Source organism: Pseudomonas sp. LBUM920 (assembly GCF_003852315.1).
Taxonomy (GTDB): domain Bacteria; phylum Pseudomonadota; class Gammaproteobacteria; order Pseudomonadales; family Pseudomonadaceae; genus Aquipseudomonas.
Map to the genome: position 1 here is coordinate 5,455,875 of NZ_CP027762.1, position 26,634 is coordinate 5,482,508.

The following is a 26,634-nucleotide window of genomic DNA, read 5'->3' on the forward strand; positions in this document are numbered from 1 at the left end:
ATTGCCCTTACGTACTCAGTATTCGTGCCAACTTATAAACCGTTATTTTTCAATTGGTTAAATATAAAGTAGTCAATATGACTTCCTACACTTTATAGTCATAAGGACTACAAGGAGTCATTATGACTGCACAATCGCTGCTCACTACCCTGCTGCCTCTGGTTGCCGACTTGTCGCGCGAACTGCCCGAAGGCGAGCGCTACCGACGCCTGTTGCAAGCCATGCGCGCGCTGCTGCCGTGCGATGCCGCCGCGCTGTTGCGCCTGGACGGTGAATGGCTGGTGCCGTTGGCGGTGGACGGTTTAAGCACCGACACCCTCGGCCGACGCTTCAAGGTCAGCGAGCACCCACGCTTTGCGGTGCTGCTGAGCAGCCCCGGCCCTACCCGCTTTGACACCGACAGCGAACTGCCGGACCCCTACGATGGTTTGGTCGATGGCCTGCACGGCCACCTGCAAGTGCACGACTGCATGGGCTGCCCGCTGTTTATCGACGACAAACCCTGGGGCCTGCTGACCCTCGACGCGCTGGACACCGAGCGCTTCGAGCGTGTCGAACTCGACGCCCTGCAGGCCTTCGCCAGCCTGGCAGCGGCCACCGTCAACGTCGCCGAACGTATCGAGCGCTTGGCCTTGCGCGCCGAAGATGAGCACCAGCGCGCCGAGATCTACCGCCAGGCCAGCGGCCAGCAGCACAAGGAAATGATTGGCCAGAGCAAGGCCCACAAGCACCTGGTCGAGGAAATCAAGCTAGTGGGCGGCAGCGACCTGACCGTGTTGATTACCGGCGAAACCGGCGTCGGCAAGGAACTGGTCGCCCAGGCCATCCACGCCGCGTCGCCGCGCGCAGACAAACCCCTGATCAGCCTCAACTGCGCTGCACTCCCGGAAACCCTGGTGGAAAGCGAGCTGTTCGGCCATGTGCGCGGTGCCTTTACCGGCGCGCTGAACGAGCGCCGCGGCAAATTCGAACTGGCCAATGGCGGCACGCTGTTTCTGGATGAAGTGGGCGAGCTGTCGCTGACCGTGCAGGCCAAACTGTTGCGCGTGCTGCAAAGCGGCCAACTGCAGCGCCTGGGCTCGGACAAGGAGCATCAAGTGGACGTGCGCCTGATCGCCGCCACCAACCGCGACTTGGCCGAAGAGGTGCGCAACGGCCGCTACCGTGCCGACTTTTATCACCGCCTGAGCGTGTACCCGCTGCAAGTGCCGGCGCTGCGCGAACGTGGCCGAGATGTGCTGCTGCTGGCGGGCTTCTTCCTCGAGCAGAACCGTTCACGCATGGGCCTGGGCAGCCTGCGCCTGACCGGCGACGCTCAAGCGGCGCTGCTGGCGTACAACTGGCCGGGCAATGTGCGGGAGTTGGAACATTTGATCGGACGCAGCGCGCTAAAAGCCATGGGAAACTGTCGCGAACGTCCGAAGATCCTGAGCCTGAGTGCCCACGACCTGGACCTGCCCGATGTCAGCGCGCCGCTGGCAATCGACGCACCGGCCGATGTGGCCCCTGTGGTCACCGGTGACCTGCGCCAGGCCACCGAGCATTACCAGCGCCAAGTCATCAGCGCCTGCCTGGAGCGCCACCAGCACAACTGGGCCAGCGCCGCCCGCGAACTGGGCCTCGACCGCGCCAACCTCGGCCGCATGGCCAGGCGTCTGGGTCTCAAATAGAACGAGCACCCCAGCCTGAACGCCGGAACAACTCGCTCCAAGGTGGGAGCTGGCTTGCCGGCGATAGCGGTGTACCTGCCGGCTCATCCACTTACCGCCATCGCCGGCAAGCCAGCGCCCCCATCAGATTTGCTTGGCCTTGAGCATCGGATCCACAGGCTGGCTCGGTTTAACCTTACGAAACACCAACACATTCCCCAGCATCACCAGCACCAGCCCCATCAACGCCGGCGCCGTCCACTGATACCCCTCGGCAAACGCCGACACATTCAGCGCCACCACCGGAAACAGCACCGTGCAATACGCCGCGCGCTCCGGGCCCATACGGCCCACCAACGTGAGGTAGGCGGTAAAACCAATTACCGACCCCGGAATCACCAGGTACCACAGCGCTCCGACATAACGCGCACTCCAATCCATGTCGAACGGTATCCCGCGCACCGCGCAATAGGTCGCGAGCATCACCGAACCATAGGCCATGCCCCAGGCATTGGTGGTCAACGGCTTGAGCCCGGCCTTCTGCTGCAGGCTAGACAGCAGGTTGCCGGCCGAAAAACACATCGTCCCCAACAACGCCAAACCCAAGCCCAGCAACGTCTGCGGGCTGGCGGTGTGCCCGACCAGCTCCGGCCAGAACAGAAAACCCAACCCCATTAATCCAAGCGCGCCGCCCATCAACACGTTGCGCGCCACCCGCTGACCGAAAAACACCCGCGCATTGAGGGCATTCCACAGCGTGGCCGTGGAAAACACCACCGCCACCAGGCCGCTGGGAATCCATTGACTGGCCGTCAGAAAACACATGAAGTTGACGCAAAACAGGCACACGCCCTGGGCGAGGCAAATCAGGTGCCCGCGCCGGTTCATCACCTGCAATTTGCGGCTGAGCAGCAACAGCGCAAACAGCACCAGCGCCGCCAGGCCAAAGCGATAGACGATCGACACTGGAATCGCCACGACACCCAATTGCCACTTGAGGGCAATCCAGGTAGTGCCCCAGATCAGCACGGTAAGTAAGTACAGGAAAAGGTTCATAGCGGGCTCCGTCGATTGAGCCACAGTGTTGCCCGCAGACCGGCCCGCGCTCTTGCACATTCTTGCGCTTTTGTCGGGCGGCGGGATCACAGCGCCCGCGCTGCGGAGTAGGATGCAAGGCGTCGGAGAGAACAACCATGCCAGAGCTGGAATCGCTGCAAGTCTTTCAAGCCCTCAACCGCTCGCCCAACGCACGCCTCGAAGCCTGCGCCGAGCTCGGTGACGGCTTGTCTGCGGCGTTGTGGAGCAACCATCACGATGCTCAGGACTACCAGGCGCCCACCCACCACACTTTGTCCTGCTACATCGGCGGCGGCACCGGGACTTTTCGCCGTGATCAGCCCGGCACCAAAGGTGGCCCTGACAAACTCTGCATCCTGCCGGCCGAGCATCAGTCAGCCTGGGTGATCAATGGTGAAATCCGCCTGGCCCATGTGTACTTCAGCCCCGAGCAATTTGCCCTCGGCTGCGTCACCCTGCTGGACCGCGAACCGCGCGAATTGCAATTGCGCGAAAGCACCTTTCTTGAAGACGCCAGCCAGGCCCGGCGCTTTCACCAGTTGATCGCGCTCAACTGGCACGAGCCCGCCGAACGCCTGCTGACCAGCAGCCTGGCCCATGAAATGCTCAGCCACACTTTGCTCAGCCAGGTTGGCGCGCGCGACGGTCTGCGTTTGAAAGGCGGATTGGCCGCGCATCAGCGCCGGCGGTTGGTGGACTACATCGACCATCACCTCGACGACCCGATCAGCCTGGGGCAATTGGCCGGGATGTGTGCGCTGTCGGAATACCATTTCGCGCGGATGTTCCGCCAAAGCTTCGGCCTGCCGCCCCATCAATACCTGTTGGCGCGACGCTTGGCCCGCGCGCAAAGCCTGCTGCGTGCCGGCACGCTCCCCCTGGGCGACATTGCCTGGATGTGCGGCTTCTCCAGCGCCAGCCACTTCACCCACCGCTTTCGCCAAGCCATGGGCGCCACACCCGGCGAATACCGCCAAGCCTTCCACGCCTAAACACACCCCTCCAGCACACCCGCACCCGTGGCGAGCGGACTTGCCCCGCGTCGGGCTGCGCAGCAGCCCCAAAAACAGGCGCCGCGCTCCACGAGGAAAATCTCAATCTCCTTACAGGGCCGCTGCGCAGCCCAACGCGGGGCAAGCCCGCTCGCCACGAAAGCATGAGACGTCATTGCCCATCGCTTTCGCCAAGCCATGGGGCCACACCCGGCGACTACCGCCAAGCCTTCTACGGCTAAACACAACCCCTCCAGCACACCCGCACCCGTGGCGAGCGGGCTTGCCCCGCGTCGGGCTGCGCAGCAGCCCCAAAAACAGGCGCCGCGCTCCACGAGGAAAATCTCAATATCCTCACAGGGCCGATGCGCCCAACGCGGGGCAAGCCCGCTCGCCACGAGAGCATGAGACGTCATTGCCCATCGCTTTCGCCAAGCCATGGGGCCACACCCGGCGACTACCGCCAAGCCTTCTACGGCTAAACACAACCCCTCCAGCACACCCGCACCCGTGGCGAGCGGGCTTGCCCCGCGTCGGGCTGCGCAGCAGCCCCAAAAACAGGCGCCGCGCTCCACGAGGAAAATCTCAATATCCTCATAGGGCCGCTGCGCAGCCCAACGCGGGGCAAGCCCGCTCGCCACGAAAGCATGAGACGGCATTCAACCCCTATGGATGATCCCACCGCCTACACCATCAACCCCAATGTCTTGGCTTTCGCCACCGCCTGCGTGCGCCGCTCCACGCCGAGCTTGCTGTGGATACGCCGCGCGTGGGTCTTGACGGTGTGCAACGAGATAAACAGCCGGTCGGCGATTTCCAGGTTGGAGTTGCCCAGGGCGATCAATTGCAGCACTTGCAGCTCGCGCTGGCTCAGGGGATTTTCCGCCACGCCGCTGGGCGCCGCCTGCGCCTCCAGGCCCAGTTCACTCAGTAACCCTGGCGAGCGCAACCGCAGTTCGCGAATCGCCTGCTGCACCTGGCAGCGCCCGGCCAGCGCCAGCCCAGCCTCCAGGGCCCGACGAGCCATCAGCGGATCACCGAGCTGCCAGGCCACCTCGCCCAGCACCAGTTGCAACTCGGTTTCCAGGCACAGCATGCCGCGCTGCCGAGTGGTGTCGAGCAAATCGTTGAGCCGTGCAATTGGCTGCTCGGCACAGCCCAGCTTCACTTCGGCCAGCACCAGCAAATACTCCAGGCGCGGGATCAGTTCCAGCGTGGCCGGCGGCGCCTGCTTGGCATCGGGCCCGCGAAAGTGGCGCAGCACCCGGCGCACCGCTTCCAGCGTCAATTCGGCGCGGCCCTGCTGCAACCAGAAATGCCCGCTGACCAACAGCAGCACCGCGCGATACACCGTGTCCGGTACCTGGCGCTGCTGCATCAAGCGCTCGGCCTCACGCAGCTGGATAAACGCCTGGGCGTAATCGCCTCGGTTCGCTGCCAGCAGCGCCAGGCCGAGAAAACCGTACAGCACGCGCTTGTCCTGGCTGTGCAGGCACATCGTCAAACCGGCCTCGAAACACTCAGTGGCCAGCGCATCCTGGCCTTGTCGCAGCGCAAGATGCCCGCGCCGCAAGGCAATCCGCCCCACCAACGGGCCGGCCTTGAGCCGCTGCCCAACCAGCATTGCCTGCACATGCTCCAACAGGCTCTGCGCCCGGTAGGGTGCGCCGCGTTGTTCCAGCAGTTGCGCATGATCCAGCTCCAGCAATGCCTCCAGCACCAACGAACCCTGTGCACGCGCCAGGCACAGGGCTTCGCGGTTCAAGGCCTGGCCCACGTCCAGTTCACCTCGCAGCAAGGCTTGCTGGGTCAGGCCCGAAAGGCACATCAGGCGCGAGGTCCAGGCGCTGTCGGGCAAGGCTTGCAGCGCCTCGAGAAAATGCTCGCGGGAGCGCTGGGCATCGCCGCTCAAGTGCAACAGCCAGCCCCATTGCGCCTGCCAGCGGGCCAACAGATAACGCTGTTGCGCCGCCGTCGGTTGCGGGGCGAACCTTGCCAATTGATCGATACACAAAGCTGCCTGGTCGAAGCGTCCGGCAAACAGCAACGCCGCCGTGACCAGCCCCACCAGTTGCGCCGAGCCGAGCATCAATTCATCGCCATGCTGCTCATGCAGGCGCAACAGCAGCACTGCGTTCTGTTGACGGAACAAGTCTTCAAAACTGAAGTGCTGCAACAGGCTCACCGCCACTTCGTAGGCTTCGGCCAGCAGCGCCTGTTCAAAGGCGGCCTGCCAGTCCTGCTGCGCGGTGAACCATTGGCAGGCGCGACGGTGCCAGGAACGCTTGGCCGGCCAGGGCTCATCGCGGATCAGTTGCGCCAATGGCGCAAAAATTTGCAGCCAGTCAGTGGTGTCCTCCCACGGCTGGATAAATGCGCCCAGCGCTTGCAGGTCGCGCAGGTAGTGATCGCCGTCACCAAAGCCGAACAAGTGCTCACACAAGCCCGGGTTGAAGCGCGGCATATGCGCCAACACACGCCAGGCCTCCGCCAGCTCGGCGGGCAAGGTGCCGAAGAGTTCGTGTTGCAGGTAGTCGAGCAAGGTTCTGTCCGGGTGCCCGTCACCGAGCAAAGCGATGCGCACGCCGGCGCACCAGCCGCCGCTGAACTGCATCACGCTGTCGACGGTGTGCGTGGGCCCGAGCAGTTGCTGGATTTCCGCAGGGCTGAACATCAACTCACTGCATTCCAGCAGCTCATCGTCGAGCAGCAGACGCGGCCAGTTGCACAGCGGGCGCCGCCGGGCGCCCAGCCACCAGGTCAGCGCCGGGCTGGCGGCGCTCAGCAAACGGTCGAGCAAGGCGTCCAGTTCGGGGGCCGGCAGGCGGCAGAAATCGTCGAGAAATATCCACGCCGGGCTGTGCCACCGGCTGAGGTCGAGCAACAAGGTGGCTTCGTCGACGAACGACAAACCGAGGTGTTGCGCCAGCCGCGCGCCAAAATCATCGGGGCTGAGCACGGCGCCATTGAGCGCCAGCCAATACACCTGACACTCCGCCGGCGCCTGCAACGCACACTCGGCGAGCAACGCGCTCTTGCCACTGCCACCCGGCGCGCAGAGCAGCTTCACCCTGACCGGCGCCGCCAGCAAAGGCCCGGCCAGGCGCGGGCGCAACAGGTGGTGGGCGGACAGCCGTGGCATGAATCCAGGACGGTCCAGGCAGCGTGTCATGGCGGTCATTGCTGCATCCTGCTTTTTATTGTTATGCAACCTGGCGCCTACCCTAGTCCTGTGGTCGGCGGTTGTTGAAGAAGTATTCAGCGGGGTGATTTATAGCCATGCACAAAACCCGGGATTCCACCCCACCCTAAAGTGGAACCCGGTCAATGTGGGAGCTGGCTTGCCAGCGATAGCGTTGGGTCAGTTGGCCCAGCTGTGGCAGGTGTACCGCCATCGCAGGCAAGCCAGCTCCCACAGGGTGATTGCATTGCAATTGAAGATCAGCGCACGCCCTCAGACCTCAACGCTGCCGGTGTGTAATCCGCCGCCTTGGCCGCAAAGCCGAACACGAAGCTGCTCTTCTCCTCGTTTTTCATGCCCAGCGCGATGTAGCGCCCGGCGATGATGTCGTACAGCGTTTCCACGGTGTAGGCCGGCACCTGATGGTCGTAGTAAAACTGCGCGTGGCCCTCGGCAACCCGCCACAGTTGGCCACGGCCGTCGTAGTGATCAACCAGCGCGACCTGCCAGCTGTCTTCGTCGATGTACATGTGGCGCTTGGCGTAGATGTGCCGTTCGCTCGGCTTGACGGTGCCGATCACTTCCCACACGCGGTGCAGTTCGTAGCGGGTCAGGTCCTGGTTGATGTGCCCGGCCTTGATGATGTCGTCGTACTTGAGGGTCGGCGAATCGAGCTTGTAGCTGTTGTAGGGGATGTAGACCTCTTTTTTGCCGACCAGCTTCCAGTCGTAGCGGTCGGGCGCGCCAGAGAACATGTCGAAGTTGTCGGTGGTGCGCAGGCCGTCGGAGGCGGTGCCCGGGCCGTCGTAGGAGACTTGCGGCGCGCGGCGAACCCGGCGCTGGCCGGCGTTGTAGATCCAGGCCAGGCGCGGTTCCTTCACTTGGTCGAGGGTTTCGTGCACCAACAGCACGTTGCCCGCCAGACGTGCCGGGGCGGTGACCGATTGCTTGAAGAAGCTCAGCACGTTGGCCGCCTTTGCCTGGTCGATGTCCGGGATGGCTTGCGGCACTGCCACTTCTTCTTCGAAACGGATCGGCGTGTAGCTGCCATTCGTTTGCGGAGTCGCCTGGGTGATGATGCGTTTGAGGTTACCGCCGTGGTAGCGGGTGATGTGGTTCCACAGCACTTCCACGCCATTTTTCGGAATCGGGAACGCGTAGTAGCGGTTGCCGGTGAAATTCTCCAGGCCATTGCCGTCGTTGATCGCATGCACGTTGAGCGCGCTGCGCTTGATCGACTCGTAGATGTCCGGCGGCAGGTTGACCGTGCGGTGGGTTGGGTACACCGGGATCTTGTAGGTTTCGGGGTAGCGCTTGAACATCGCCACCTGGCCGTCGGAGAGCTTGTCTTTGTACTTGTCGACCGTGGCGGCGGTGATCACGAACAGCGGTTTTTCATTGGCAAATGGGTCGGCCAGAAACCCCTTGCTGTCCACCGCGCCGGCGTTTTTGGGGATGCCGCCGGTCCAGGCCGGGATCGAGCCATCGGCGTTGCCGGCTTTTTCAGCGCCGACCGGCGTCAGGGTGGTGCCAAGCTTGGCGGCCTCTTCGGGCGATACCGCCGCCATCACGTGGGCGGCCAGCAGACTCAGGGCCATCACTGCAAATATCTTACGCATAGGTTGTTGTCCTTCCTTAAAGCAGATCAGAAGTTCACGCCGAAGCTGAGGGCGATAAAGTCGCGGTCGGTGAGGGTGTTGTAGTCGCCGCCAAAAAAGTCGGTGTAGCTCAGGCTGGCGGTGTAGGTGTTGCGGTAATCCGCGTCCACACCGACGCTGATCGCCTTGGCGCCTTCGTTGAATATCCCGTTCGGCCCATAGCCGCTGACGTCATGGGACCAGGACAGGTTGGGCTTGAGGTTCACCCCGGCAAACACGTTGTTGTAATCCAGGATTGCGCGGGCGCGATAACCCCAGGAATTGGCGGTGACGAAGCCGTCGGTATCGCCGCCGAAACCATAGGCGCCATACACCGAGTCGCGGCCGTAGCGCAGTTTGGTTTTGGCCTCCAGGCCGCCGACGTGCACATAGGCCGCCTCGCCCACCAATGTCAGACGTTCGGCGCCCAGCACCTGATCGAAGAACTGGGTCATGGTGCTTTGGATCTGGGTGATTTCCTTGCGGCGGTAGCCTGAGTTATCCGAGCCGAACGAGCTGCGGATCGGCGAGGCGGTTTGGCCGGCAATCGGGTTGACCAACGCCAGCGTCAAGTCGGTGGTGTTGAGCTGCACCGGCGCATTCGGGCGGTAGCTGATCTCGCCGGTCCACGCCGTGCCGGTGGGCAAGGTGGTGGAGAAACTGGCGCCGTACAGACGGATGTCTTCCGGGTAGTCGAGGTAGTACTGACCACGACCGAGCATGGTGCTCTGGGCCAGGCCCGAGCCGCTGCCGGGCGCGATGGCGTTGGCGGTGGCCGCGATACGCCCGATGGTGGCCAGGTTGGTGTTGGCGGTGATCGTGCCCACGGTGGGTGTGCGGCTGTGGTAATTCATGAAGTACAGGCCGTACTCGGTGTCATCGCCAAGCCAGCGCAAGGCCGCCCCGAACTGCCCGCCATCGCGGGCTTCGCGGTCTTTGGCACGCTGCACCACCACGCCTTCGCGCGTGACTTGAAAGCCCTGGCCGAACGCGGCCGCCACCGGCTGCAGCGGCGCAATCGCCGGGCTGCCGACGGTGTAGTTGTTGTTGCAGCCGTGAGCAACCACGTCGTTGCCGAAGAAAGTGCCGCAGTTGTCCACCACGGTGTTTTCCCAGTTCAACTGGTAGAAACCTTCCACCGACAGCTGGTTGGTGAGGCTCTGGGACGCGAACAGCATGTTCACCGGGATCAGGCCTTCCTTGATTTCGGCACCGGGTCGACGAAAGGCCGACACGTCGATGGGGTTGATGCTGTTGATCGAGTTACCGATGAACGTACTTTCGCCCCAGCTGACGACCTGCTTGCCGACGCGCACGTTGCCGGGCAGGTCGCCAATCGAATAGTTGTGATAGACGAAGGCATCCAGCAGCTCATAGCCGGACGACCGCGCGCCTTCGTCGCGATGGTGATTGCTGATCTGCTTGAACTCGCGGTCTTCGTCCTGCAGTTCGAAGTCGTACCAGTACTTGCCGCGCACAAACACGCCGCTGTCGCCGTACTTGAGCTCCAGGTCGTGAATGCCTTTGAAGATCTTGGAGAACGTTTCGCCCTTCTTGAAGTTCAGCCGCCCGTCATCCCCGGTGGACGCCTGACCCGTGCCGCCATTGGGAATGCCCACCAGCTTTTTGTCGGCATCGCGCATGCCCCAGCTGGCGCCGACCGACAGCGAAGAATCGAATTGCCCCTCGATCTCGCCAATGTTGAACGAAACAGCCTGTGCCTGGGCGCAGCAGCCCAGTGCAACCGCCGCGGCGAGCGCCTGTGGCGTGAAGATGGCGCGCATTGTTGTTTTTGTCATGCGTCTTCCCCGGTGAGTGACAGAAGGCCCCACCCTACTGCCGCCCGCGAGGAGCGATAAGCGCACCAAAGGGGTATTCGCAGTGTCGCTCGAAAGGATTAGCTTCCGCTCTGGCCGGGGTTTTGACCGGCCCATGACTGGGGTAGATAGCGCGTTATCAGGGGAATGGATGGCCTGCGGCGCGACTGTTGCCAATTTGGTAACAGTCCTTGTCTTGAACCGCTATTACTCAATTTGTTACAACCGACTATTCTTACCTCGCTCTCAGGGCAAACGGCCCGCTCCCAACCTGGGGAGAACAGCTGAATTTCGACGGATTGGCTAATTTATTCAATCTGTTACCCGTGTTCACTGACGTTGATTTGTCGCTCCTTGATCCAACGTCTTACTTCGGCCGCTGCCTATGCAGCGGCCTTTTTTATGCCTGAACGAAAACGGGGCGCCATCAGCGCCCCGCAGTATTCGATAGTGTTCGAGCAACGATCAGAGGCTGAACTTCTGCAAGTTGGCCATCATCTCCTTCAATGCCTCGATATTGTCCTTGGGGTGCGCGGCGCCTTCGAAGTCGCAGATCTGCGCCCAATGCGCAGCCACATCATCGGGTGAAAACCCGGCTTCGGGGTCAAACCCCACACCCAGGCTGCGCTCCCAGCGGGTCTTGCCGATCCAGCCGCCGCCCACTTCAAACAGGCCGGAGGTTTCCTGGCACGCCTCGCTGCCCAGGTACACCACCAACGGGCTGACCAGCTCCGGCTTGAGGCGGTCGAACACTTGCGGCGGGATCAGGCCTTCGGTCATGCGCGTGCCGCCGGTGGGGGCGATGGCGTTGACCAGAATATTGTTCTTGCGCCCTTCCAGCGCCAGGGTGCGGGTCAAGCCGTACAAGCCCAGCTTGGCCATGCCGTAGTTGGATTGACCGAAGTTGCCATAGATGCCCGAAGTGGACGCGGTGAAGATCACCCGGCCATAACCTTGCTCACGCAAATGCGGCCAGGCAGCGCGGGTCACTTTGTAGGCACCCTCGACATGCACCCGATACACCAGGTCCCAGTCGCCGTCGTCCATTTTGTGGAAGGTCTTGTCGCGCAGGATGCCGGCGTTGTTGACCACCACATCGATGCGACCGAATGCATCGAGCGCGTTCTGCACGATTTTGTCACCGTCGGTGACGGAGTCATGGTTGGCTTCGGCAATGCCGCCCGCTTCGCGGATTTCGGCGACCACGCGATCGGCGGCCGAGGCGTTGGCGCCCTCGCCTTGAGTGGAACCTCCGAGGTCATTGACCAGCACCTTGGCCCCGTGTCGGGCGAACAGCAGCGCATGCGCCCGGCCCAACCCGCCGCCGGCACCGGTGACGATCACGACCTTATCCTGGAACTGCACTGACTCACTCATACCGAACTCCGCTGGCGACAATGGCAATGGCGTGAGTGTCAGGCACACAGCCTCCGGTCACAATAAAGTCGGCCGAGGCTGAATGGTGCTCGATAAGGCAGCGGGATGATTGTGCGTCTCAGGCTTTCGCAGGGCGTCGCCTTCTCAGTGGCGAGCGCGCGTGCTGTGGCAAGCAGGCTTGCTGAGCAGCAGGCCTCTTGTGGCGAGCGGGCTGTTGTGGCGAGCGGGCTTGCCCCGCGTTGGGTGGCGAAGCCGCCCCGATAAGGTTACTGCACAGTGTCTGGTGTACCGCGGTGGCAGGTTTCAGGGCCGCTTCGCGCCCCAACGCGGGGCAAGCCCGCTCGCCACAACAAGCCTGCTCGCTAATGTAAACCTGGCGCAGCCACAACAAGCCCGCTCGCTAATGTAAACCTGGCGCAGCCACAACAAGCCCGCTCGCTAATGTGAGCCTGGCGCAAACACAACAAGCTCATTCGCCACAACGGGTGGCTCAGGAATAGGCCACCCGTGGCGCGGGCTGGCCGACGCGCTCGCGAAACGCCAGGTAATGCTTGAGCACCAGTACCGGCGCTTCTATCTGCGGGTAGTGACCGATATTGGCCAGCAACACCGTGTCGGCGTGCGGCACCAACTGGTGATAACGCTCCACCATATGCACACCGGAGATCGGGTCGACTTCGCCGTCGATCACGCGCAACGGCACCTCGCCGCGCTGCAACGCGTCCACCCAGCGCTCCCGCAAGCGGCGGCGCTGGGGAATGTAGGCAATCAGTTTGTGCAGGATGCGCGTGCCGTCATTGCAACTGATCAGGCTCCAGAAATCATCCAGCGCGCTTTCACTGGGCCGCGTATTCGGGCCAAAAATCTGGCTGAAGCTGTTCGACAAGGCATTGCGCCCGAAGGCACGGCCGATCATCCAGCCAAGCGGGCTGAGCAGCAGTTTTTGCACCAACGCCGGGCGATGGGTTTCCGGGAACAGCCCGCCGTTGAGGAATACGCAACTGGCCATCGGAAAACGGCCTTCGTAATGACGGGCGAGTAATTCCTGGGCGACGCTGTCGCCGTAGTCGTGGGCCAACACATGCACCGGTTGCTCCACGCGCAGGTGGTCGAGCAACGCCTGCTGCAGGTCGGCCTGCTCCAACAGGCAATAGTCGTGATCCACCGGCTTGTCCGAGTCGCCGAACCCCAGCATGTCGCAGGCAATCACCAGGTTGCGCTGGGCCAGCGGCTGCCACAGGTAGTGCCAGTCCCAACTGGCCGTGGGGAAACCATGAATCAACAGCAGTGGCTCGCCCTGCCCGGCCACCCAGTAACGGATCGTACGACCACGGAAGACGAATTCCTGAGCGCGTTTGCGCCAGGCTCTGAGCGGGATTTCGGCGAGTGGCATCAGCTTTTATACCCGGGATCTTGCAGGTCCAATTTACGCAGCAGCGCGGGCCAGGCCAGCGCGCCGCCCATACCCTGAGCGCTCTTGGTGACCGCTGCCACCATGGCCTTGGACCCGGCAAGAATCTGCGGTTCGATGGCAATCAACTCAGCCGCGCCGTTTTGCGCCAGCACCTGGATATCGCAGGCGCGTTGGAAGATAAACATCATCAGGAACGTGTCAGCGATGGTACCGCCGCAGGTCAGCAGGCCATGGTTGTGCAGCATCAGGAAATTGTTGTCGCCCAGGTCTGCCTGCAAGCGCGCCTTTTCTTCATGGTTGAGCGCCACACCTTCGTAGGCGTGATACGCCAGGCTTGCGAGCACGAACAACGATTGCTGGCTGATCGGCAACACGCCCTGCTTCTGCGCCGAAACAGCAACACCGGCGGGCGTGTGGGTGTGTATCACGCATGCCACGTCGTGGCGCACGTCATGGATGGCGCTGTGGATGGTATAGCCCGCGGGGTTGATCTCGTAGGGGCTGTCCATCAGCTTGTTGCCGGCCTGGTCGACCTTGACCAGGCTCGACGCCGTGATCTCGTGAAACATCAGCCCGTAGGGGTTGATCAGAAAATCATCGGTGCCCGGCACCTTGGCCGAAATATGCGTGAAGATCAGGTCATCCCAGCCATGCAGCGCGACCAGGCGATAACAGGCGGCCAGGTCGACACGGGCTTGCCATTCGGCAGCGCTGACCTGGTCTTTGACATTCTGTGGCGATAGAACGGGGGCTAGGCTCACGGCAACGACCTCCTTGGCACATTTTCTTATTGTTTTTTTGAGTGAAGGGCCAGTCTAGTCAGACGCCATCGCGCAAGTAGTCGCCTTCGCAGCCAGCTTGATGACCGAACGAGTCAGCAACAAGAATAGTTGAAGTCAGCGGGCGCCGCGTCAGAGAAGCGCCGCCAATAAAGGCACGGCGAACAGGTTGAGCAAGCCCGTCAACACCATCACCAGGCCCGCAACCGAGCCCTCTTCACCGCCCACTTCCTGCGCCCGGCTGACGCCCGCACCATGAGCGCCCACACCAAACAACGCGCCACGCGCCAGGGGCGTGCGCAACGGCAACCACTTGAGCAGCACGCCGCCGAGCATGGCGCCGAACACGCCGGTGAACATCACAAACACAGCGGTCAGTTCCGGTATACCGCCCAGGTCAGAGGAAACCGGCATGGCAAACGGCGTGGTGATCGAGCGCGGCAACAGCGACATCGTCACCGAGCTGTTCAATGCCAGCGCCTTGGCCAGCCCGAACGAGGTGCCGATGGAGGCCGCGCTGCCGGCGACCATGCCCAGCAGCAACGCCGACCAATGACGCGCCAGCAAGCGGCGTTGTTGCCAGATCGGCACCGCAAACGCCACGGTGACCGGGCCCAGCACCAGCATCAGCCAGTGGGTGTCGGCGGCATATTCGGCGTACGCCGTGTGCATCGGCGCGGCCACCGCCAACAGCAGCGCCGGCACGAGGATCAAGGGCGACAGCACGTAGCGCCCGGTGCGGCGATAGATCCAGCGGCTGAAGACATAGGCGCCCAGGGTCAGGGCGAGCCAGAACACCGGCATCAACTCAAGCTTCACGGCGCATGCTCCAGCGGCAGACCATCTCTACGGTGAATGCCGTCACCAGCATCACCGACAGTGTGCTGAAACCGATCACCAGCAGGATGCGCCAGCCGTCGTTACGCACCAGGCCGCCGTAATCAAGCAGGCTCATCAGTGCGGGAATAAAAAACAGCAGCATCTCTGCCATCAACACCCCGGCGCCCAGTTGCAGGGCGGCCGGCTTGACCAGGCCGGTGGCGAATGTCGCCAGCAACAGGCCCAAGCCCACCACGCCACCGGGTATGGGCCAAGCCAACCACACGGCAAGCTGGGTGCCCAGAAAATAGATAGCCAGCAGCACAACCAGCTCAATCAGCAGGCGGGCGATATGTTTGAACCTGAAACGGTTCATAAGCGTTTGATCCTCACAGGCGCTCAGTTTAAAGACGCCTCCCCCATCCCCACAGCGAATTGTTAGACTGCCAACTATTCCAAACTGGAATCAGGCATATGGAATTCAAACAGCTGCGCAGTTTTGTCGAAGTGATCCGTCGGGGCGGCTTTACCCAGGCCGGTAAAACCTTGCACATCAGCCAATCGGCCGTCAGCAAGCAAGTGGCACAGTTGGAGCAGAGCCTCGGCACGCCGCTGCTGGAACGCACGGGCTCGCACATTCGCCTGACGGCCGCCGGCGAGGTGGTGTTGCAGCGCGCCGAAGCCATGTTGCGCCTGCAAACAGAACTGCTCAGTGAGCTCGATGATATGCAGCAACTGGCCCGTGGCGAGCTGCGCCTGGGCTTGCCGCTGTTGGCGGGCGACACGCTGTTTGCCGGGCTGTTTGCCGAGTACCGCAGGCGCTACCCCAAGGTCACCATCCAATTGCTCGAAGGCGGCAGCCGCACGATCGAGCAGGCGATTCTCAGTGGCGAGCTGGACGTGGGTGGCACGCTGATGCCCAGTGATCCGGCCTTTGCCTGGCAACCCTTTTGCGACGAGCCGCTGGATGCCTTGCTGCCGATGGATCACCCATTGGCTGAGAATGCCCAGGTGCGCCTGGAGGAACTGGCGGACACGCCCTTCCTGATGTACCAACGCAGTTTTGTGCTCAATGACCGACTGATGCAGGCTTGTCAGCAATTGGGCTTTACGCCGAAGGAGATCGGCCGCAGCGGCCAGGCGGACTTTCTCGTCGCCCTGGTCGCGGCCGGTCAGGGCGTGGTGCTGTTACCCAGCGTGGTCGCCCGCGGGTTGGTGCGACCGGGCGTGGTGCGCCTGACACTCAAGGCGCCCGACTTCCTGCGCTGGGACATCGCCTTTATCTGGCGTGAGGGCGCTTATCTGTCCAAAGCCGCCCAGGCCTGGCTGGCGCTGCTGCGTGAATTCCCGGTCAACCGCGCAGTGCAGTGACCAGCTCCGCCAGCCACGGTTCTGCATCGGCTTCCGGGGTGACGCTTTCGCTGGCGTCCAGGCGCAGCATCGGCAGCACTTCGCGCACGCCCAACTCGCCGAACAGCTCGCGCATTTGCTCGCCGCCGCCGCAGAAGGTGTCGCCGTAGCTGGCGTCGCCCAGCCCGATAACGGCACCGGGCAGCCCGCGCCAGGCGGCGGGGAGTTGGTCACGGATGCTCGAATACAGCGGTTGCAGGTTGTCAGGCAGCTCGCCCATGCCGGTGGTGGACGTCACCGCCAGGAGGGCTTCAGGAGCAAAGGCCTGCACATCGGCCAAGGTGGCGCGCGGGTTGTGCCAGGCTTCAAAACCGGCCGCGTTGAGGATGCCGGCGGCGTGGCGAGCGACTTCTTCAGCGGTGCCGTAGACCGAGCCGGAAAGGATGGCGACTTTCATCAATCTGATCCTGTAGTTGAGCCAAAGCGTGGGATGTTAGCAGCTGGCGCAAATATTTCGGCGCATGCCGCGCAACATTCAGGGCATGCCATACACTGCAGGCTCTAAAAACAAGCCATGGACCGCTCAATGATTAACGCCAAACTGATGCAGCTGGTCATCAACGCCTCCAACGACGGCATCGTCGTCGCCGAACGCGAAGGCAAAGACAAGCCGCTGATCTACGTTAACCCGGCCTTCGAGCGCATGACCGGCTATGCACTGGACGACATCCTGTATCAGGATTGCCGCTTCCTGCAGGCGGGCGACCGCGACCAGCCAGCCCTGATGGCGATTCGTGAAGCCCTCGACAGCGGCGGTTCGTGCCGGGAGATCCTGCGCAACTACCGCAAGGACGGCGCGCCTTTCTGGAACGAGCTATCGCTGTCGACGGTTTACAACGAAGCCGACAAGCAGACCTATTTTGTGGGCGTGCAAAAAGACGTCAGCGCGCAGGTCAAAGCACAACTACGCGTGGCCCAGCTGGAAGCACAGGTGGCCGAGCTTAAAGGCGAGTTGGCGGCGCTCAAAGCGACGAGCGGAATTAACAAAGTGTAAAAAACACGGTCTTTAGAGCGATAATGGCTTTTTAATGTCTCATCGTTGAGCTCCATCAATGCACCGCGACGCGCTTTTGACGCAGGACGAACTGGATTTTATCCAGGACATGCAGCACAACCCGCAGCTCAACCTGCGGGATGCGTGGTCGAGCCTGACGGTCAACGGCGGTGCACAGATTCGTGATTTGCTCACGCGCTTGGCCGCTCACGACCACGTCACCATCCAGGCGCAGTTCGACAACCAGCAACTCACGTTCCCGCTGCACCTGGTAGAAGACGAGTTTCACGCAGTTCATCTGCGCCTGGGCGTGCCGAGCATTTTTGAAGACGGGCCGATGATCCGGCCGTGGCGTCTGGCCCTCGAAGCACCGGTGGCCCTGGAAAACGTCAAGGGCAACCCTGCCGCGTTATGGGTTCACGAGGTGTCATTCAAAGGCGTGCTGGTTGAGATTCGTGGCCGGGTCAAACCGCCGAAAACCTTTTCTCTGTGGTTCAGCCCGTCCGGCTACGAACGCATTGCCTTGCGCGGCGCGCTGGAGCGGGAAACGGCCCGCGGCTTATTCGCTTACCGTCTGAGCCAAAGCGATGCCGATGAAATCGAGCGGCTGCGCCAGTTCATCCTGCACCAGCATCGCCTGGTTCATCCGCACGTACACGCCTGACTTCAGGTATCCAGCTGCCCACTCAGAAACTGTTGCAGGCGGCGCTGCATCACAAGCCCATCGCTGCCCAGGCAGCCGACCGAGGAACCTGCCAGGTCTTTTTCGGCGAAGTCAGACGCGGCGCCCGCCAGAAACAGTGGGCAATCGAGCGTCATCGCCAAGCGACTCAAGCGCTCGGTCAGCTCGTGGTTGTGTGAATGGTTGGAGAAGATGACGAGCGCCTGGGGCCGGATTTTTTCACAGACCAATGTCAGTTCGTCCAGGGGCTGACCCACTTCCAGCACCTTCATGGGCAGATCCTGCCGACCGACCAATAGCGCCGCCACCAGCAATTCCAACCTACGGCATTCGCCGGGCAACGCCGCCAGCAAGACCCGGGACCCGGGCGAGCCGCTGCCCAGTTGCAAGCGCAGCCAGGCTTGCTCACGCAGGAAAGCATCGAAAAATAACCACTCGCTGGCTTGGCCGAAGCGGCCTTGATGACGCAGCAAGTCGCTCCAAAGGGGCATGAGGATGTCTTGAAACGCCTCACTCGGCGGGTAGGTCGCTGACAACTGGCTGTAGAGGTGTTCAAGGGCGCGATCATCGAAAGCACTGATGGCCTGCCTCAACCGCGTTTGCCATTGCGTGTCCTCGATCGAGTCTCGCTCGGCGCGAACCACATCGGCTTGCTGATCATCGCGGGCGAGGATCTTGCCGACTTTGCTTACCGCAACGCCGCGCTCAATCCAATCGAGAATCCTGTTGACGGTCTCAATATCGGTCCTGGAGTAGAGGCGATGCCCACTTTCGGTGCGCGCGGGCTGAATCAGACCATACCGTCGCTCCCAGGCTCGCAAGGTGACCGGATTGACACCTGTCAATCTCGAGACTTCACGAATCGGAAAAAGCTCGCTGGAATCGGCAAGGCTGCCGTGGGCGATTTCGTGAACAGGAGCAGTAATTTCGGGCATCGGGGATCAAAAACATCCGTGTAGATTTGGATCCCATTTAACGCCTTTCCACTTGTCCTTTTCAAGGCCCGCACCCTTCTGACCAATGTCACTGGCGTATTTTTGCAAAACAGGAATAATCCTTGCCTGTTTTTCAGGTGATGGCCTACCCGGCCGCCACCTTTGTGCGCCGTCTACCCGGCTCAGCGCACCTGATTATTTGGAGATACACAATGTCTACCTCCCCTGTCACCTTGATGGTTGCGCGCCGCGTGGCCAAAGGGCGTTATGAAGAATTGATGGCCTGGCTGTGTGAAGGCGAGCAATTGGCCACTGACTTCCCCGGTTACCTGGGTTCCGGTGTACTGGCTCCGCCGCCCCATGACGACGAGTTTCAAATCATCTTCCGCTTTGCCGACGAAAAAACCCTGCACGCCTGGGAGTTTTCCGCCTCGCGCAGTACCTGGTTGAGCCGTGGCAGCGAGCTGTTCGCCGACCCGTCCGAGCATCGCGTCAGTGGCATCGATGGCTGGTTCGGCGCCGTGGGTGCACGGCCGCCGCGCTGGAAACAGGCTGTGGCGATCTGGCTGGCGTTTTTCCCGGTGTCGCTGCTGTTCAACTTCGTCCTGGGGCCGCTGCTCAACGAATTGGACCTGGCCCCACGCGTGCTGGTCAGCACCCTGGCGCTCACGCCCTTGATGGTTTTCTGGTTCATTCCCTTGTCGACGCACCTGCTGGCGAACTGGCTGCACCCCACACCGCCGACGCGCAAGGTCGCCGAAGCTGCCGCTTGAGTACAGGGGCGGCCGGTCGCTGGTATAGTTTCAGCCTGCCAGCGACTTGAGCCTCCCATGACTGCAACGAACGCCCCGATCCTGATCACCGGTGCCGGCCAGCGTGTCGGTCTGCATTGCGCCGAGCGCCTGCTGGACGAGGGCCAGCCGGTTATTTTCAGCTACCGCAGCGAGCGTCCAGGCGTTGAGGCCTTGCGCGAGCGTGGCGCGGTCGGCGTGTTTGCCGACTTCTCCAGTGAAGCCGGGATTCTGGCCTTCATCGCCCAACTGCAAACCCACACCAACAGCCTGCGCGCGATCATCCATAACGCATCGGCGTGGGTCGCGGAAACGCCCGGCGACGAAAGCCGCGCGTTTACCGACATGTTCAGCGTGCACATGCTTGCGCCGTACCTGATCAACCTGCATTGTTCACCCTTGCTGCAACGCTCTTCACCTGCCGATATCGTGCATATCAGCGACGACGTGGTGCGCAAAGGCAGCCGCCAGCATATTGCCTATTGCGCCACCAAGGCCGGGCTCGACAGCCTCACGTTGTCGTTTGCTGCGCAGTTGGCGCCGCTGATCAAGGTCAATGGCATTGCGCCGGCGATGGTGATGTTCAACGAGGGCGACGACGCGGCCTACCGCGCCAACGTCCTGGCCAAATCGGCACTGGGCATCGAACCCGGGCCCGAGGTGATCTACCAGAGCGTGCGTTACCTGCTGGACAACCCTTATGTCACCGGTACCACCCTGACCGTCAACGGCGGGCGGCATATCAAGTAAGCCGTTTGTGAGGATGTTGTATGACCTTGTCCCTGCCCCAACACTACCGCGAAATTCTCAAAGGCCTGGGCGAAGACCCGGAACGCGAAGGCTTGCTCGACACCCCCAAGCGCGCTGCCAAGGCCATGCAGTACCTGTGTCACGGCTACGAGCAGAACCTGGACGAAATCGTCAACGGTGCGCTGTTCGCGTCCGACAATGACGAAATGGTGATCCTTAAGGACATCGAGCTGTATTCGCTGTGCGAGCACCATTTGCTGCCCTTTATCGGCAAGGCCCATGTGGCCTATATTCCGACCGGCAAGGTGCTCGGGCTGTCGAAGCTGGCGCGCATTGTCGACATGTACGCGCGACGCCTGCAGATCCAGGAAAACCTCACGCGGCAAATTGCCGACGCAATTCAGCAGGTCACCCAGGCCGCCGGCGTGGCAGTGGTGATCGAAGCCAAGCACATGTGCATGATGATGCGCGGCGTGGAAAAACAGAATTCAACCATGAACACCTCGGTGATGCTCGGCGCGTTCCGCGAGTCGAACACCACCCGCATGGAGTTCCTGCAACTGATTGGACGGAGCAAGTAGCAATGCCACAACTTCAACCAGGCATGGCGCGCATCCGGGTCAAGGACCTGTGCCTGCGCACCTTTATCGGCATCAACGAGGACGAGATCCTCAACAAGCAGGACGTGCTGATCAACCTGACCATCCTGTACGCCGCCCAGGAAGCCGTGCGGGACAACGACATCGATCACGCGCTGAACTACCGCACCATCACCAAGGCCATCATCGCCCACGTCGAAGGCAACCGCTTCGCCCTGCTCGAGCGCCTGACCCAGGAGCTGCTGGACCTGGTGATGAGCAACGAGTCGGTGCTGTACGCCGAAGTCGAAGTGGACAAGCCTCACGCGCTGCGCTTTGCCGAGTCGGTCTCGATAACGCTAGCTGCAAGCCGCTAGCTGCAAGCGATAAGCTAAAGGCCGACCACACTCCAACTTGCAGCTTGAAGCTTGCCCGCTTGAAGCTGTCTCAAAGAGACCACCATGAACGATCAACAACGCCTTGAACTTGAAGCCGCCGCCTTCCGCCGGCTGGTGGCCCACCTGGACAGCCGCAAGGATGTACAGAACATCGACCTGATGAACCTCTCGGGCTTCTGCCGTAACTGCTTGTCCAAGTGGTACAAGGCCGAGGCCGATGAGCGCCACATCGAGCTGAGCCTCGATGACGCCCGTGAAGTGGTGTACGGCATGCCGTACGCCGAGTGGAAAGCCCAATACCAGAAAGAAGCCAATGCCGAGCAACAGGCGGCGTTTGCCAAAGGAAAAACCCATGACTGATTTGAACACCCTGCGCGCCAGCCTCAACAGCGGCGAACATGCCTTTGCTGACACCTTGGCTTTTGTAGCCGCGGGTTACGACTACCAGCCGCAAGCCTTCACCAATGGCAACGTGGAAAACGCCGCCGGGCAGAACGAGGGGTCGTGCAAGACCCTGGGCCTGGCGTTGCTGGAAGGCTTGAGCGATCAGGAAGCGCTGCTGGCGTTTGGCGAGCATTACCGCTCGGTGGTGGCTACGCCTGAAGGCAGCGACCACGGCAACATTCGTGCGCTGATCGAGCATGGGTTGGCGGGTGTGAAGTTCGCCGCACAGCCACTGACCCGCAAATCCTGAGTCAGGCATAGATCAAAATGGGGGAGCGGGCTTGCTCGCGAATGCAGAGTGGCAGTCAATACATCTGGTGACTGATACACCGCATTCGCGAGCAAGCCCGCTCCCACATTTGAACGGCGGTGTTGCATAAATCGCAGACATAAAAAAACCGGCCTCGCAGCCGGTTTTTTCATTTAAACGGGTTAGAACGAAGCGTCTTTCAAACCGTCGAGGTAACGCTCGGCGTCCAGAGCCGCCATGCAGCCGGCGCCGGCCGAGGTGATGGCCTGGCGATAGACGTGGTCAGCCACGTCACCGGCGGCAAAGATGCCTTCGATGTTGGTTGCGGTGGCATTGCCTTCACGGCCGCCTTGCACCACCAGGTAGCCGTCTTTGGCTTCCAGCACGCCTTCGAACAGCGAGGTGTTCGGGGTGTGGCCGATCGCGATGAACACGCCGTCGACTTTCAGTTCGTCGAAGCTGCCGTCGTTGTTTTTCAGGCGAGCGCCAGTCACGCCCATGTTGTCGCCCAGGACTTCGTCGAGGGTGGCGTTGAGCTTGAGGATGATCTTGCCTTCAGCGACACGGGCGTGCAGCTTGTCGATCAGAATCTTCTCGGCGCGGAAGGTCTCGCGGCGGTGAACCAGGGTCACGGTGCTGGCGATGTTGGCCAGGTACAGCGCTTCTTCCACGGCGGTGTTGCCACCACCGACCACGGCAACAGGCTTGTTGCGGTAGAAGAAACCGTCGCAGGTCGCGCAGGCGGATACGCCTTTGCCCATGAATGCTTCTTCCGACGGCAGGCCCAGGTAACGGGCGCTGGCGCCAGTGGCGATGATCAGCGCGTCACAGGTGTACACGCCGCTGTCGCCAGTCAGGCTGTAAGGCTTTTTCGAGAAGTCGACTTGGTTGATGTGGTCGAAAACAATCTCGGTTTCAAAGCGCTCGGCGTGTTCTTTCATCCGCTCCATCAGCACCGGGCCGGTCAAACCGTGGACGTCGCCCGGCCAGTTGTCGACTTCAGTGGTGGTGGTCAACTGACCGCCCGCCTGCATGCCGGTGATCAGCAGCGGCTTGAGGTTGGCTCGGGCAGCGTAAACGGCAGCGCTGTAACCGGCAGGGCCGGAACCGAGAATAATCACTCGCGAATGACGGGTATCAGACATGACTCACTCCTATCGACCGTCCGGACTACAGAACGGCTGGAATAAAAAAGGACCGCGAAGCACTTGGGGAAGGCTTGAACTCGCAGATCCTGAAAATAATGGGTGCAGCGTATAGAGGGGGGCAAGATTAAGGAAATACGGAATAACAATCCAGCTCATAGGTGGTCTCTATCCCTGCCACCCGATTAATCGACGCCATTGTGCTTAGATGTTACCGCTGATGTCGCTGCTTTCACCCAGGATGCAAAGGCGGTAAGGTCGGCGCGTTTGTCATCCTGCTCGGAGTTCTCCAATGCCCGCCCCTGCTCTTTCCGGCCCGCAGTACCTGCGCGAAGGCCTCAAACTGGTATTGAGCCCAGGCCTGCGCCTGTTTGTAGTGCTGCCGCTGGCGATTAACCTGGTGCTGTTCGTCGGTTTGATCTACTTCGCCGGCCATCAGTTCAGCCTGTGGGTCGACACCTTGATGCCGACGCTGCCGGGCTGGTTGAGTTTCCTCAGTTACATCCTGTGGCCGCTGTTTGTGGTGCTGGTGGTGCTGATGGTGTTTTTCACCTTCACCATGCTGGCGAATATCATCGCGGCGCCCTTCAACGGCTTTCTCGCCGAGAAAGTTGAAGTGGTGGTGCGCGGCACCGACGACTTCCCGCCGTTCAGCTGGGGCGAACTGGTGGCGATGGTGCCCCGCACGCTGGCGCGGGAAATGCGCAAGCTGGGCTACTTCCTGCCACGCGCCATCGGCCTGTTTATCCTGTCGTTCATTCCGGTGGTCAACCTGATCGCCGCGCCGTTGTGGCTGCTGTTCGGCGTGTGGATGATGGCGATCCAGTACATTGACTACCCGGCGGACAACCACAAGCTGGGCTGGAACGAGATGCTCGCCTGGCTGCGCCAGAAGCGCTGGCAGAGCATGAGCTTCGGCGGCATCGTCTACCTGGTGCTGCTGGTGCCGGTGGTCAACCTGCTGATGATGCCGGCGGCGGTGGCCGGAGCCACGCTGTTCTGGGTGCGCGAACAAGGCGCCGAGGCCATGGCGATGCAGAAAGTGACCCGGTCATAAATCCATCATGCCAATGACACAATGACGACATGGCCCACGGTGACACTGTGGGTCATGACGACAGCTTCGCTTCACATCACCCTGATCACCGAAACCTTCCCGCCAGAGATCAACGGGGTGGCCAATACCCTTGGCCGCCTGTGTGAAGGTTTGCGCGCGCGAGGCCATCAGGTCGAGTTAGTGCGTCCACGCCAGGGCAGCGATCAGAGCCGCCCCAGCGATGACGCGCTGCTGTTGTGCCGCGGGTGGCCGCTGCCAGGCTACCCCGGCCTGCAATGGGGCCAGTCGTCGATGCATAAGTTGCTGCGCCGCTGGACCCGTCAGCGCCCCGACGTGCTCTACATCGCCACCGAAGGGCCGTTGGGCTTGTCGGCGTTGCGCGCGGCGCGGCGCCTGGGCATCAGCGTGGTCAGTGGCTTTCACACCAACTTCCAGCAGTACTCGAACCAATACGGTTTGAGCCTGCTCAGCCGCATGGTCACGCACTATTTGCGCTGGTTCCATAACCGTTCGACGCTGACGCTGGTCCCCAGCACCAGTCAGCGCCTGGAGCTGGAGCGGCGCAATTTCGAGCGTCTGGGAATGTTGGCGCGCGGGGTCGACAGCCAGTTGTTCCACCCGGCGAAACGCGACCACGCCTTGCGTGAAAGTTGGGCATTGAACGCTGAGCAGATCGCCGTGCTGCACGTAGGTCGACTGGCGCAGGAGAAAAACCTGGGGTTGCTCAAGCGCTGCTTTGAAACCTTGCAAGACACCTATCCATTGCGCCAGATGAAACTGATCATCGTCGGCGATGGCCCCCAACGCACGATGCTGGAAAAGGAACTGCCAGAGGCGATTTTCTGCGGCACCCTGCGCGGTGAGGAACTGGCCCGGCATTACGCTTCCGGCGATGTGTTCCTGTTCCCCAGCCTGACCGAAACCTTCGGCAACGTGGTGCTGGAAGCCATGGCCTCGGGATTGGGGGTGGTGGCCTACGATCAGGCGGCCGCAACCCAGCATATCCGCCATGGCTACAACGGCGTGCTGGCGATGCCGGGGGATGAGGCTGCGTTTTGCGATGCCGCCAATTGGTTGCTGGAAGATGCAGAGAGCCTGCGCCGTATGCGCCTGAACGCTCGCCAACATGCGAGCCGCCAGGGCTGGCCGGCGATTATCGAACAGTTCGAACGTCAGTTACGCGGAGTGTGCAAGGACGGACACCCGGTGCCCGCCCTTTCACCTCTTACACCAGGGTCGTCAACGCCTCACGACTGAACGGCAGGATGTCGCCCTCACGTCCCTCGCGCACCTTCACCGCCCAATCCGGATCCACCAGCAAGGCACGGCCCACGGCGACCAGGTCGAACTCGTCGTTATTGAGGCGCTCCAGCAGCTTTTCCAGGCTGGCCGGCTGCGCGACCTTGTCGGTGTTGACCATGAACTGCAGGAACTCGCCGTCCAGGCCGACGCTGCCAACGGTGATGGTCGGCTTGCCGGTGAGCTGGCGCGTCCAACCGGCCAGGTTGAGGTCGGAACCTTCGAATTCCGGCTCCCAGAAACGACGCGTTGAGCAGTGGAAAATATCCACACCCGCGTCGGACAACGGCTTGAGGAACTCACCCAGCGCCTCGGGTGTTTGCACCAGGCGCGCAGTGTAGTCCTGCTGCTTCCACTGCGAGAAACGCAGGATGATCGGGAAGTCCGGGCCTACGGCGGCGCGGGTGGCCTGGATCAGTTCGATGGCAAAACGCGAACGGTTGGCCAGACTGCCACCGTATTCGTCGGTACGCTGGTTGCTGCCTTCCCAGAAGAACTGGTCGACCAGGTAACCGTGGGCGCCGTGGATCTCCACGCCGTCCATGCCGATGCGCTGGGCATCCTTGGCGGCTTGGGCGAAGGCATTGATCACGTCCTGGATGTCCTGGGTGGTCATGCCGTGGACGACCACATTGCCGTCCTTGAGTTTTTCCATCGGGCCGTAGGCCGGGACGCTGGCGTCAGGCTCGGTGCCGATACGGCGCACGCTGCCCACGTGCCAAAGTTGCGGCACGATCTTGCCGCCTTCGGCGTGTACGGCGTCGACCACTTTCTTCCAGCCAGCCAGCGCGGCCTCACCGTAAAAATGCGGAACGTTCGGGTAACCGTTGGAGGCCTGATGACCGACCACGGTACCTTCGGTGATGATCAGGCCCACGCCGGCGGCGGCACGGCGGCGGTAGTATTCGATGACCTTGGCATTGGGCACGCCACCCGGCGAAAACGAACGCGTCATGGGCGCCATGACCACGCGGGTCGACAGTTGCAGTGCACCGAGCTGGAAAGGTTTGAACAAGGCTTGGACAGGCATGGGAGCACTCCGCGGAAGAGGTATTTATGATGCGGATAATATGAGCAGTGTGCAGCGCCTGAAAGCACTATTGATCTGGGTGATTAAGGGGTAAAAGTCAGGAAGTGAATCACCAAAAAACTCTTGGCG

26 protein-coding genes are annotated in these 26,634 nt (G+C 61.8%); 13 read left to right on the forward strand and 13 right to left on the reverse strand.

Annotated features, from left to right (window positions below):
- Positions 1 to 122: 122 nt before the first annotated feature.
- Positions 123 to 1,670, forward strand: a complete 1,548-nt coding sequence (norR, locus tag C4J83_RS25280; protein WP_124418440.1) for a nitric oxide reductase transcriptional regulator NorR — start codon at positions 123 to 125, stop codon at positions 1,668 to 1,670.
- A gap of 123 nt (positions 1,671 to 1,793) precedes the next feature.
- On the opposite strand, the gene C4J83_RS25285 is transcribed toward norR, so the two are convergent.
- Positions 1,794 to 2,705, reverse strand: a complete 912-nt coding sequence (locus C4J83_RS25285) for a DMT family transporter (RefSeq protein WP_119736752.1) — start codon at positions 2,703 to 2,705, stop codon at positions 1,794 to 1,796.
- Positions 2,706 to 2,842: 137 nt separating this feature from the next.
- Here C4J83_RS25285 and C4J83_RS25290 point away from each other — a divergent pair, with 137 nt between their 5' ends.
- Positions 2,843 to 3,718 (forward strand): helix-turn-helix domain-containing protein, encoded by an 876-nt coding sequence (locus C4J83_RS25290; RefSeq protein ID WP_124418441.1) that lies wholly within the window; start codon positions 2,843 to 2,845, stop codon positions 3,716 to 3,718.
- A 685-nt stretch (positions 3,719 to 4,403) separates the two neighbouring features.
- Here C4J83_RS25290 and C4J83_RS25295 read toward each other — a convergent pair.
- From C4J83_RS25295 to C4J83_RS25335, 8 genes are all read right to left on the reverse strand, one after another.
- Positions 4,404 to 6,899, reverse strand: coding sequence for a LuxR C-terminal-related transcriptional regulator (locus tag C4J83_RS25295; protein ID WP_124418442.1), 2,496 nt, complete (start codon positions 6,897 to 6,899; stop codon positions 4,404 to 4,406).
- Positions 6,900 to 7,159: 260 nt separating this feature from the next.
- The gene (locus tag C4J83_RS25300) at positions 7,160 to 8,518 is read right to left on the reverse strand and encodes a DUF1329 domain-containing protein (RefSeq protein WP_119736745.1); all 1,359 of its coding nucleotides are present in this window, start codon (positions 8,516 to 8,518) and stop codon (positions 7,160 to 7,162) included.
- A 26-nt stretch (positions 8,519 to 8,544) separates the two neighbouring features.
- Positions 8,545 to 10,335 carry a DUF1302 domain-containing protein gene (locus tag C4J83_RS25305; protein WP_119736743.1) on the reverse strand — a complete coding sequence of 597 codons (1,791 nt, stop codon included), beginning with the start codon at positions 10,333 to 10,335 and terminating at the stop codon, positions 8,545 to 8,547.
- 483 nt (positions 10,336 to 10,818) lie between these two features.
- A complete protein-coding gene (locus C4J83_RS25310) occupies positions 10,819 to 11,730 on the reverse strand; it encodes an SDR family oxidoreductase (protein ID WP_124418443.1) in 912 nt (303 codons plus the stop codon).
- A 490-nt stretch (positions 11,731 to 12,220) separates the two neighbouring features.
- Positions 12,221 to 13,123, reverse strand: a complete 903-nt coding sequence (locus C4J83_RS25320; protein WP_124418444.1) for an alpha/beta fold hydrolase — start codon at positions 13,121 to 13,123, stop codon at positions 12,221 to 12,223.
- On the reverse strand, positions 13,123 to 13,905 hold the full coding sequence (locus tag C4J83_RS25325) for a class II aldolase/adducin family protein (RefSeq protein ID WP_124418445.1): 783 nt from the start codon (positions 13,903 to 13,905) through the stop codon (positions 13,123 to 13,125). The genes C4J83_RS25320 and C4J83_RS25325 overlap by 1 nt, the downstream gene beginning before the upstream one ends.
- 150 nt (positions 13,906 to 14,055) lie before the next feature.
- Positions 14,056 to 14,742, reverse strand: a complete 687-nt coding sequence (locus tag C4J83_RS25330) for an LrgB family protein (protein ID WP_124418446.1) — start codon at positions 14,740 to 14,742, stop codon at positions 14,056 to 14,058.
- Positions 14,732 to 15,118, reverse strand: a complete 387-nt coding sequence (locus C4J83_RS25335) for a CidA/LrgA family protein (RefSeq protein WP_124418447.1) — start codon at positions 15,116 to 15,118, stop codon at positions 14,732 to 14,734. Before C4J83_RS25335 ends, C4J83_RS25330 begins: the two co-directional genes overlap by 11 nt.
- A 98-nt stretch (positions 15,119 to 15,216) precedes the next feature.
- Here C4J83_RS25335 and C4J83_RS25340 point away from each other — a divergent pair, with 98 nt between their 5' ends.
- Positions 15,217 to 16,113 carry a LysR family transcriptional regulator gene (locus C4J83_RS25340; RefSeq protein ID WP_106578217.1) on the forward strand — a complete coding sequence of 299 codons (897 nt, stop codon included), beginning with the start codon at positions 15,217 to 15,219 and terminating at the stop codon, positions 16,111 to 16,113.
- On the opposite strand, the gene C4J83_RS25345 is transcribed toward C4J83_RS25340, so the two are convergent.
- Complete coding sequence (locus C4J83_RS25345) at positions 16,094 to 16,549, reverse strand: flavodoxin (RefSeq protein WP_124418448.1); 456 nt, start codon at positions 16,547 to 16,549, stop codon at positions 16,094 to 16,096. The two genes, C4J83_RS25340 and C4J83_RS25345, sit on opposite strands and share 20 nt — an antisense overlap.
- 129 nt (positions 16,550 to 16,678) lie before the next feature.
- On the opposite strand from C4J83_RS25345, the gene C4J83_RS25350 reads away from it, so the two are divergent.
- Together C4J83_RS25350 and C4J83_RS25355 are read left to right on the forward strand one after the other, a co-directional pair.
- Positions 16,679 to 17,146, forward strand: a complete 468-nt coding sequence (locus C4J83_RS25350; RefSeq protein ID WP_106578215.1) for a PAS domain-containing protein — start codon at positions 16,679 to 16,681, stop codon at positions 17,144 to 17,146.
- Positions 17,147 to 17,204: 58 nt separating this feature from the next.
- Positions 17,205 to 17,810 carry a hypothetical protein gene (locus tag C4J83_RS25355; protein ID WP_106578214.1) on the forward strand — a complete coding sequence of 202 codons (606 nt, stop codon included), beginning with the start codon at positions 17,205 to 17,207 and terminating at the stop codon, positions 17,808 to 17,810.
- Between the two features lie 2 nt (positions 17,811 to 17,812).
- Here the strand turns inward: C4J83_RS25355 and C4J83_RS25360 are convergent, their stop codons facing one another.
- A complete protein-coding gene (locus C4J83_RS25360; protein ID WP_124418449.1) occupies positions 17,813 to 18,763 on the reverse strand; it encodes a MerR family transcriptional regulator in 951 nt (316 codons plus the stop codon).
- Between the two features lie 212 nt (positions 18,764 to 18,975).
- Between C4J83_RS25360 and C4J83_RS25365 the strand changes: the two genes are divergently transcribed.
- The 6 genes from C4J83_RS25365 (at position 18,976) to C4J83_RS25390 (ending at position 21,974) form a co-directional block, all read left to right on the forward strand.
- Positions 18,976 to 19,536 carry a putative antibiotic biosynthesis monooxygenase gene (locus tag C4J83_RS25365; protein WP_124418450.1) on the forward strand — a complete coding sequence of 187 codons (561 nt, stop codon included), beginning with the start codon at positions 18,976 to 18,978 and terminating at the stop codon, positions 19,534 to 19,536.
- A gap of 57 nt (positions 19,537 to 19,593) precedes the next feature.
- Positions 19,594 to 20,304, forward strand: a complete 711-nt coding sequence (gene folM / locus C4J83_RS25370; RefSeq protein WP_119736723.1) for a dihydromonapterin reductase — start codon at positions 19,594 to 19,596, stop codon at positions 20,302 to 20,304.
- 20 nt (positions 20,305 to 20,324) lie between these two features.
- Positions 20,325 to 20,885 (forward strand): GTP cyclohydrolase I FolE, encoded by a 561-nt coding sequence (gene folE, locus C4J83_RS25375; protein ID WP_053257937.1) that lies wholly within the window; start codon positions 20,325 to 20,327, stop codon positions 20,883 to 20,885.
- Positions 20,886 to 20,887: 2 nt separating this feature from the next.
- A complete protein-coding gene (gene folX / locus C4J83_RS25380; RefSeq protein ID WP_003194073.1) occupies positions 20,888 to 21,259 on the forward strand; it encodes a dihydroneopterin triphosphate 2'-epimerase in 372 nt (123 codons plus the stop codon).
- Between the two features lie 84 nt (positions 21,260 to 21,343).
- The gene (locus C4J83_RS25385) at positions 21,344 to 21,640 is read left to right on the forward strand and encodes a DUF1244 domain-containing protein (RefSeq protein WP_106578210.1); all 297 of its coding nucleotides are present in this window, start codon (positions 21,344 to 21,346) and stop codon (positions 21,638 to 21,640) included.
- On the forward strand, positions 21,633 to 21,974 hold the full coding sequence (locus C4J83_RS25390) for a HopJ type III effector protein (RefSeq protein WP_119736718.1): 342 nt from the start codon (positions 21,633 to 21,635) through the stop codon (positions 21,972 to 21,974). Before C4J83_RS25385 ends, C4J83_RS25390 begins: the two co-directional genes overlap by 8 nt.
- Positions 21,975 to 22,156: 182 nt before the next feature.
- Here the strand turns inward: C4J83_RS25390 and trxB are convergent, their stop codons facing one another.
- Positions 22,157 to 23,119, reverse strand: a complete 963-nt coding sequence (gene trxB / locus C4J83_RS25395; protein ID WP_010206474.1) for a thioredoxin-disulfide reductase — start codon at positions 23,117 to 23,119, stop codon at positions 22,157 to 22,159.
- A 292-nt stretch (positions 23,120 to 23,411) separates the two neighbouring features.
- Here trxB and cysZ point away from each other — a divergent pair, with 292 nt between their 5' ends.
- Together cysZ and C4J83_RS25410 are read left to right on the forward strand one after the other, a co-directional pair.
- Entirely contained in the window at positions 23,412 to 24,176 is a 765-nt protein-coding gene (gene cysZ, locus C4J83_RS25405) for a sulfate transporter CysZ (RefSeq protein ID WP_106578208.1), read from the forward strand.
- A 54-nt stretch (positions 24,177 to 24,230) separates the two neighbouring features.
- Entirely contained in the window at positions 24,231 to 25,433 is a 1,203-nt protein-coding gene (locus tag C4J83_RS25410; protein WP_119736716.1) for a glycosyltransferase family 4 protein, read from the forward strand.
- Here the strand turns inward: C4J83_RS25410 and C4J83_RS25415 are convergent.
- Positions 25,402 to 26,505 carry an NADH:flavin oxidoreductase gene (locus tag C4J83_RS25415; protein ID WP_124418452.1) on the reverse strand — a complete coding sequence of 368 codons (1,104 nt, stop codon included), beginning with the start codon at positions 26,503 to 26,505 and terminating at the stop codon, positions 25,402 to 25,404. The genes C4J83_RS25410 and C4J83_RS25415 overlap by 32 nt on opposite strands.
- Positions 26,506 to 26,634: the final 129 nt, after the last annotated feature.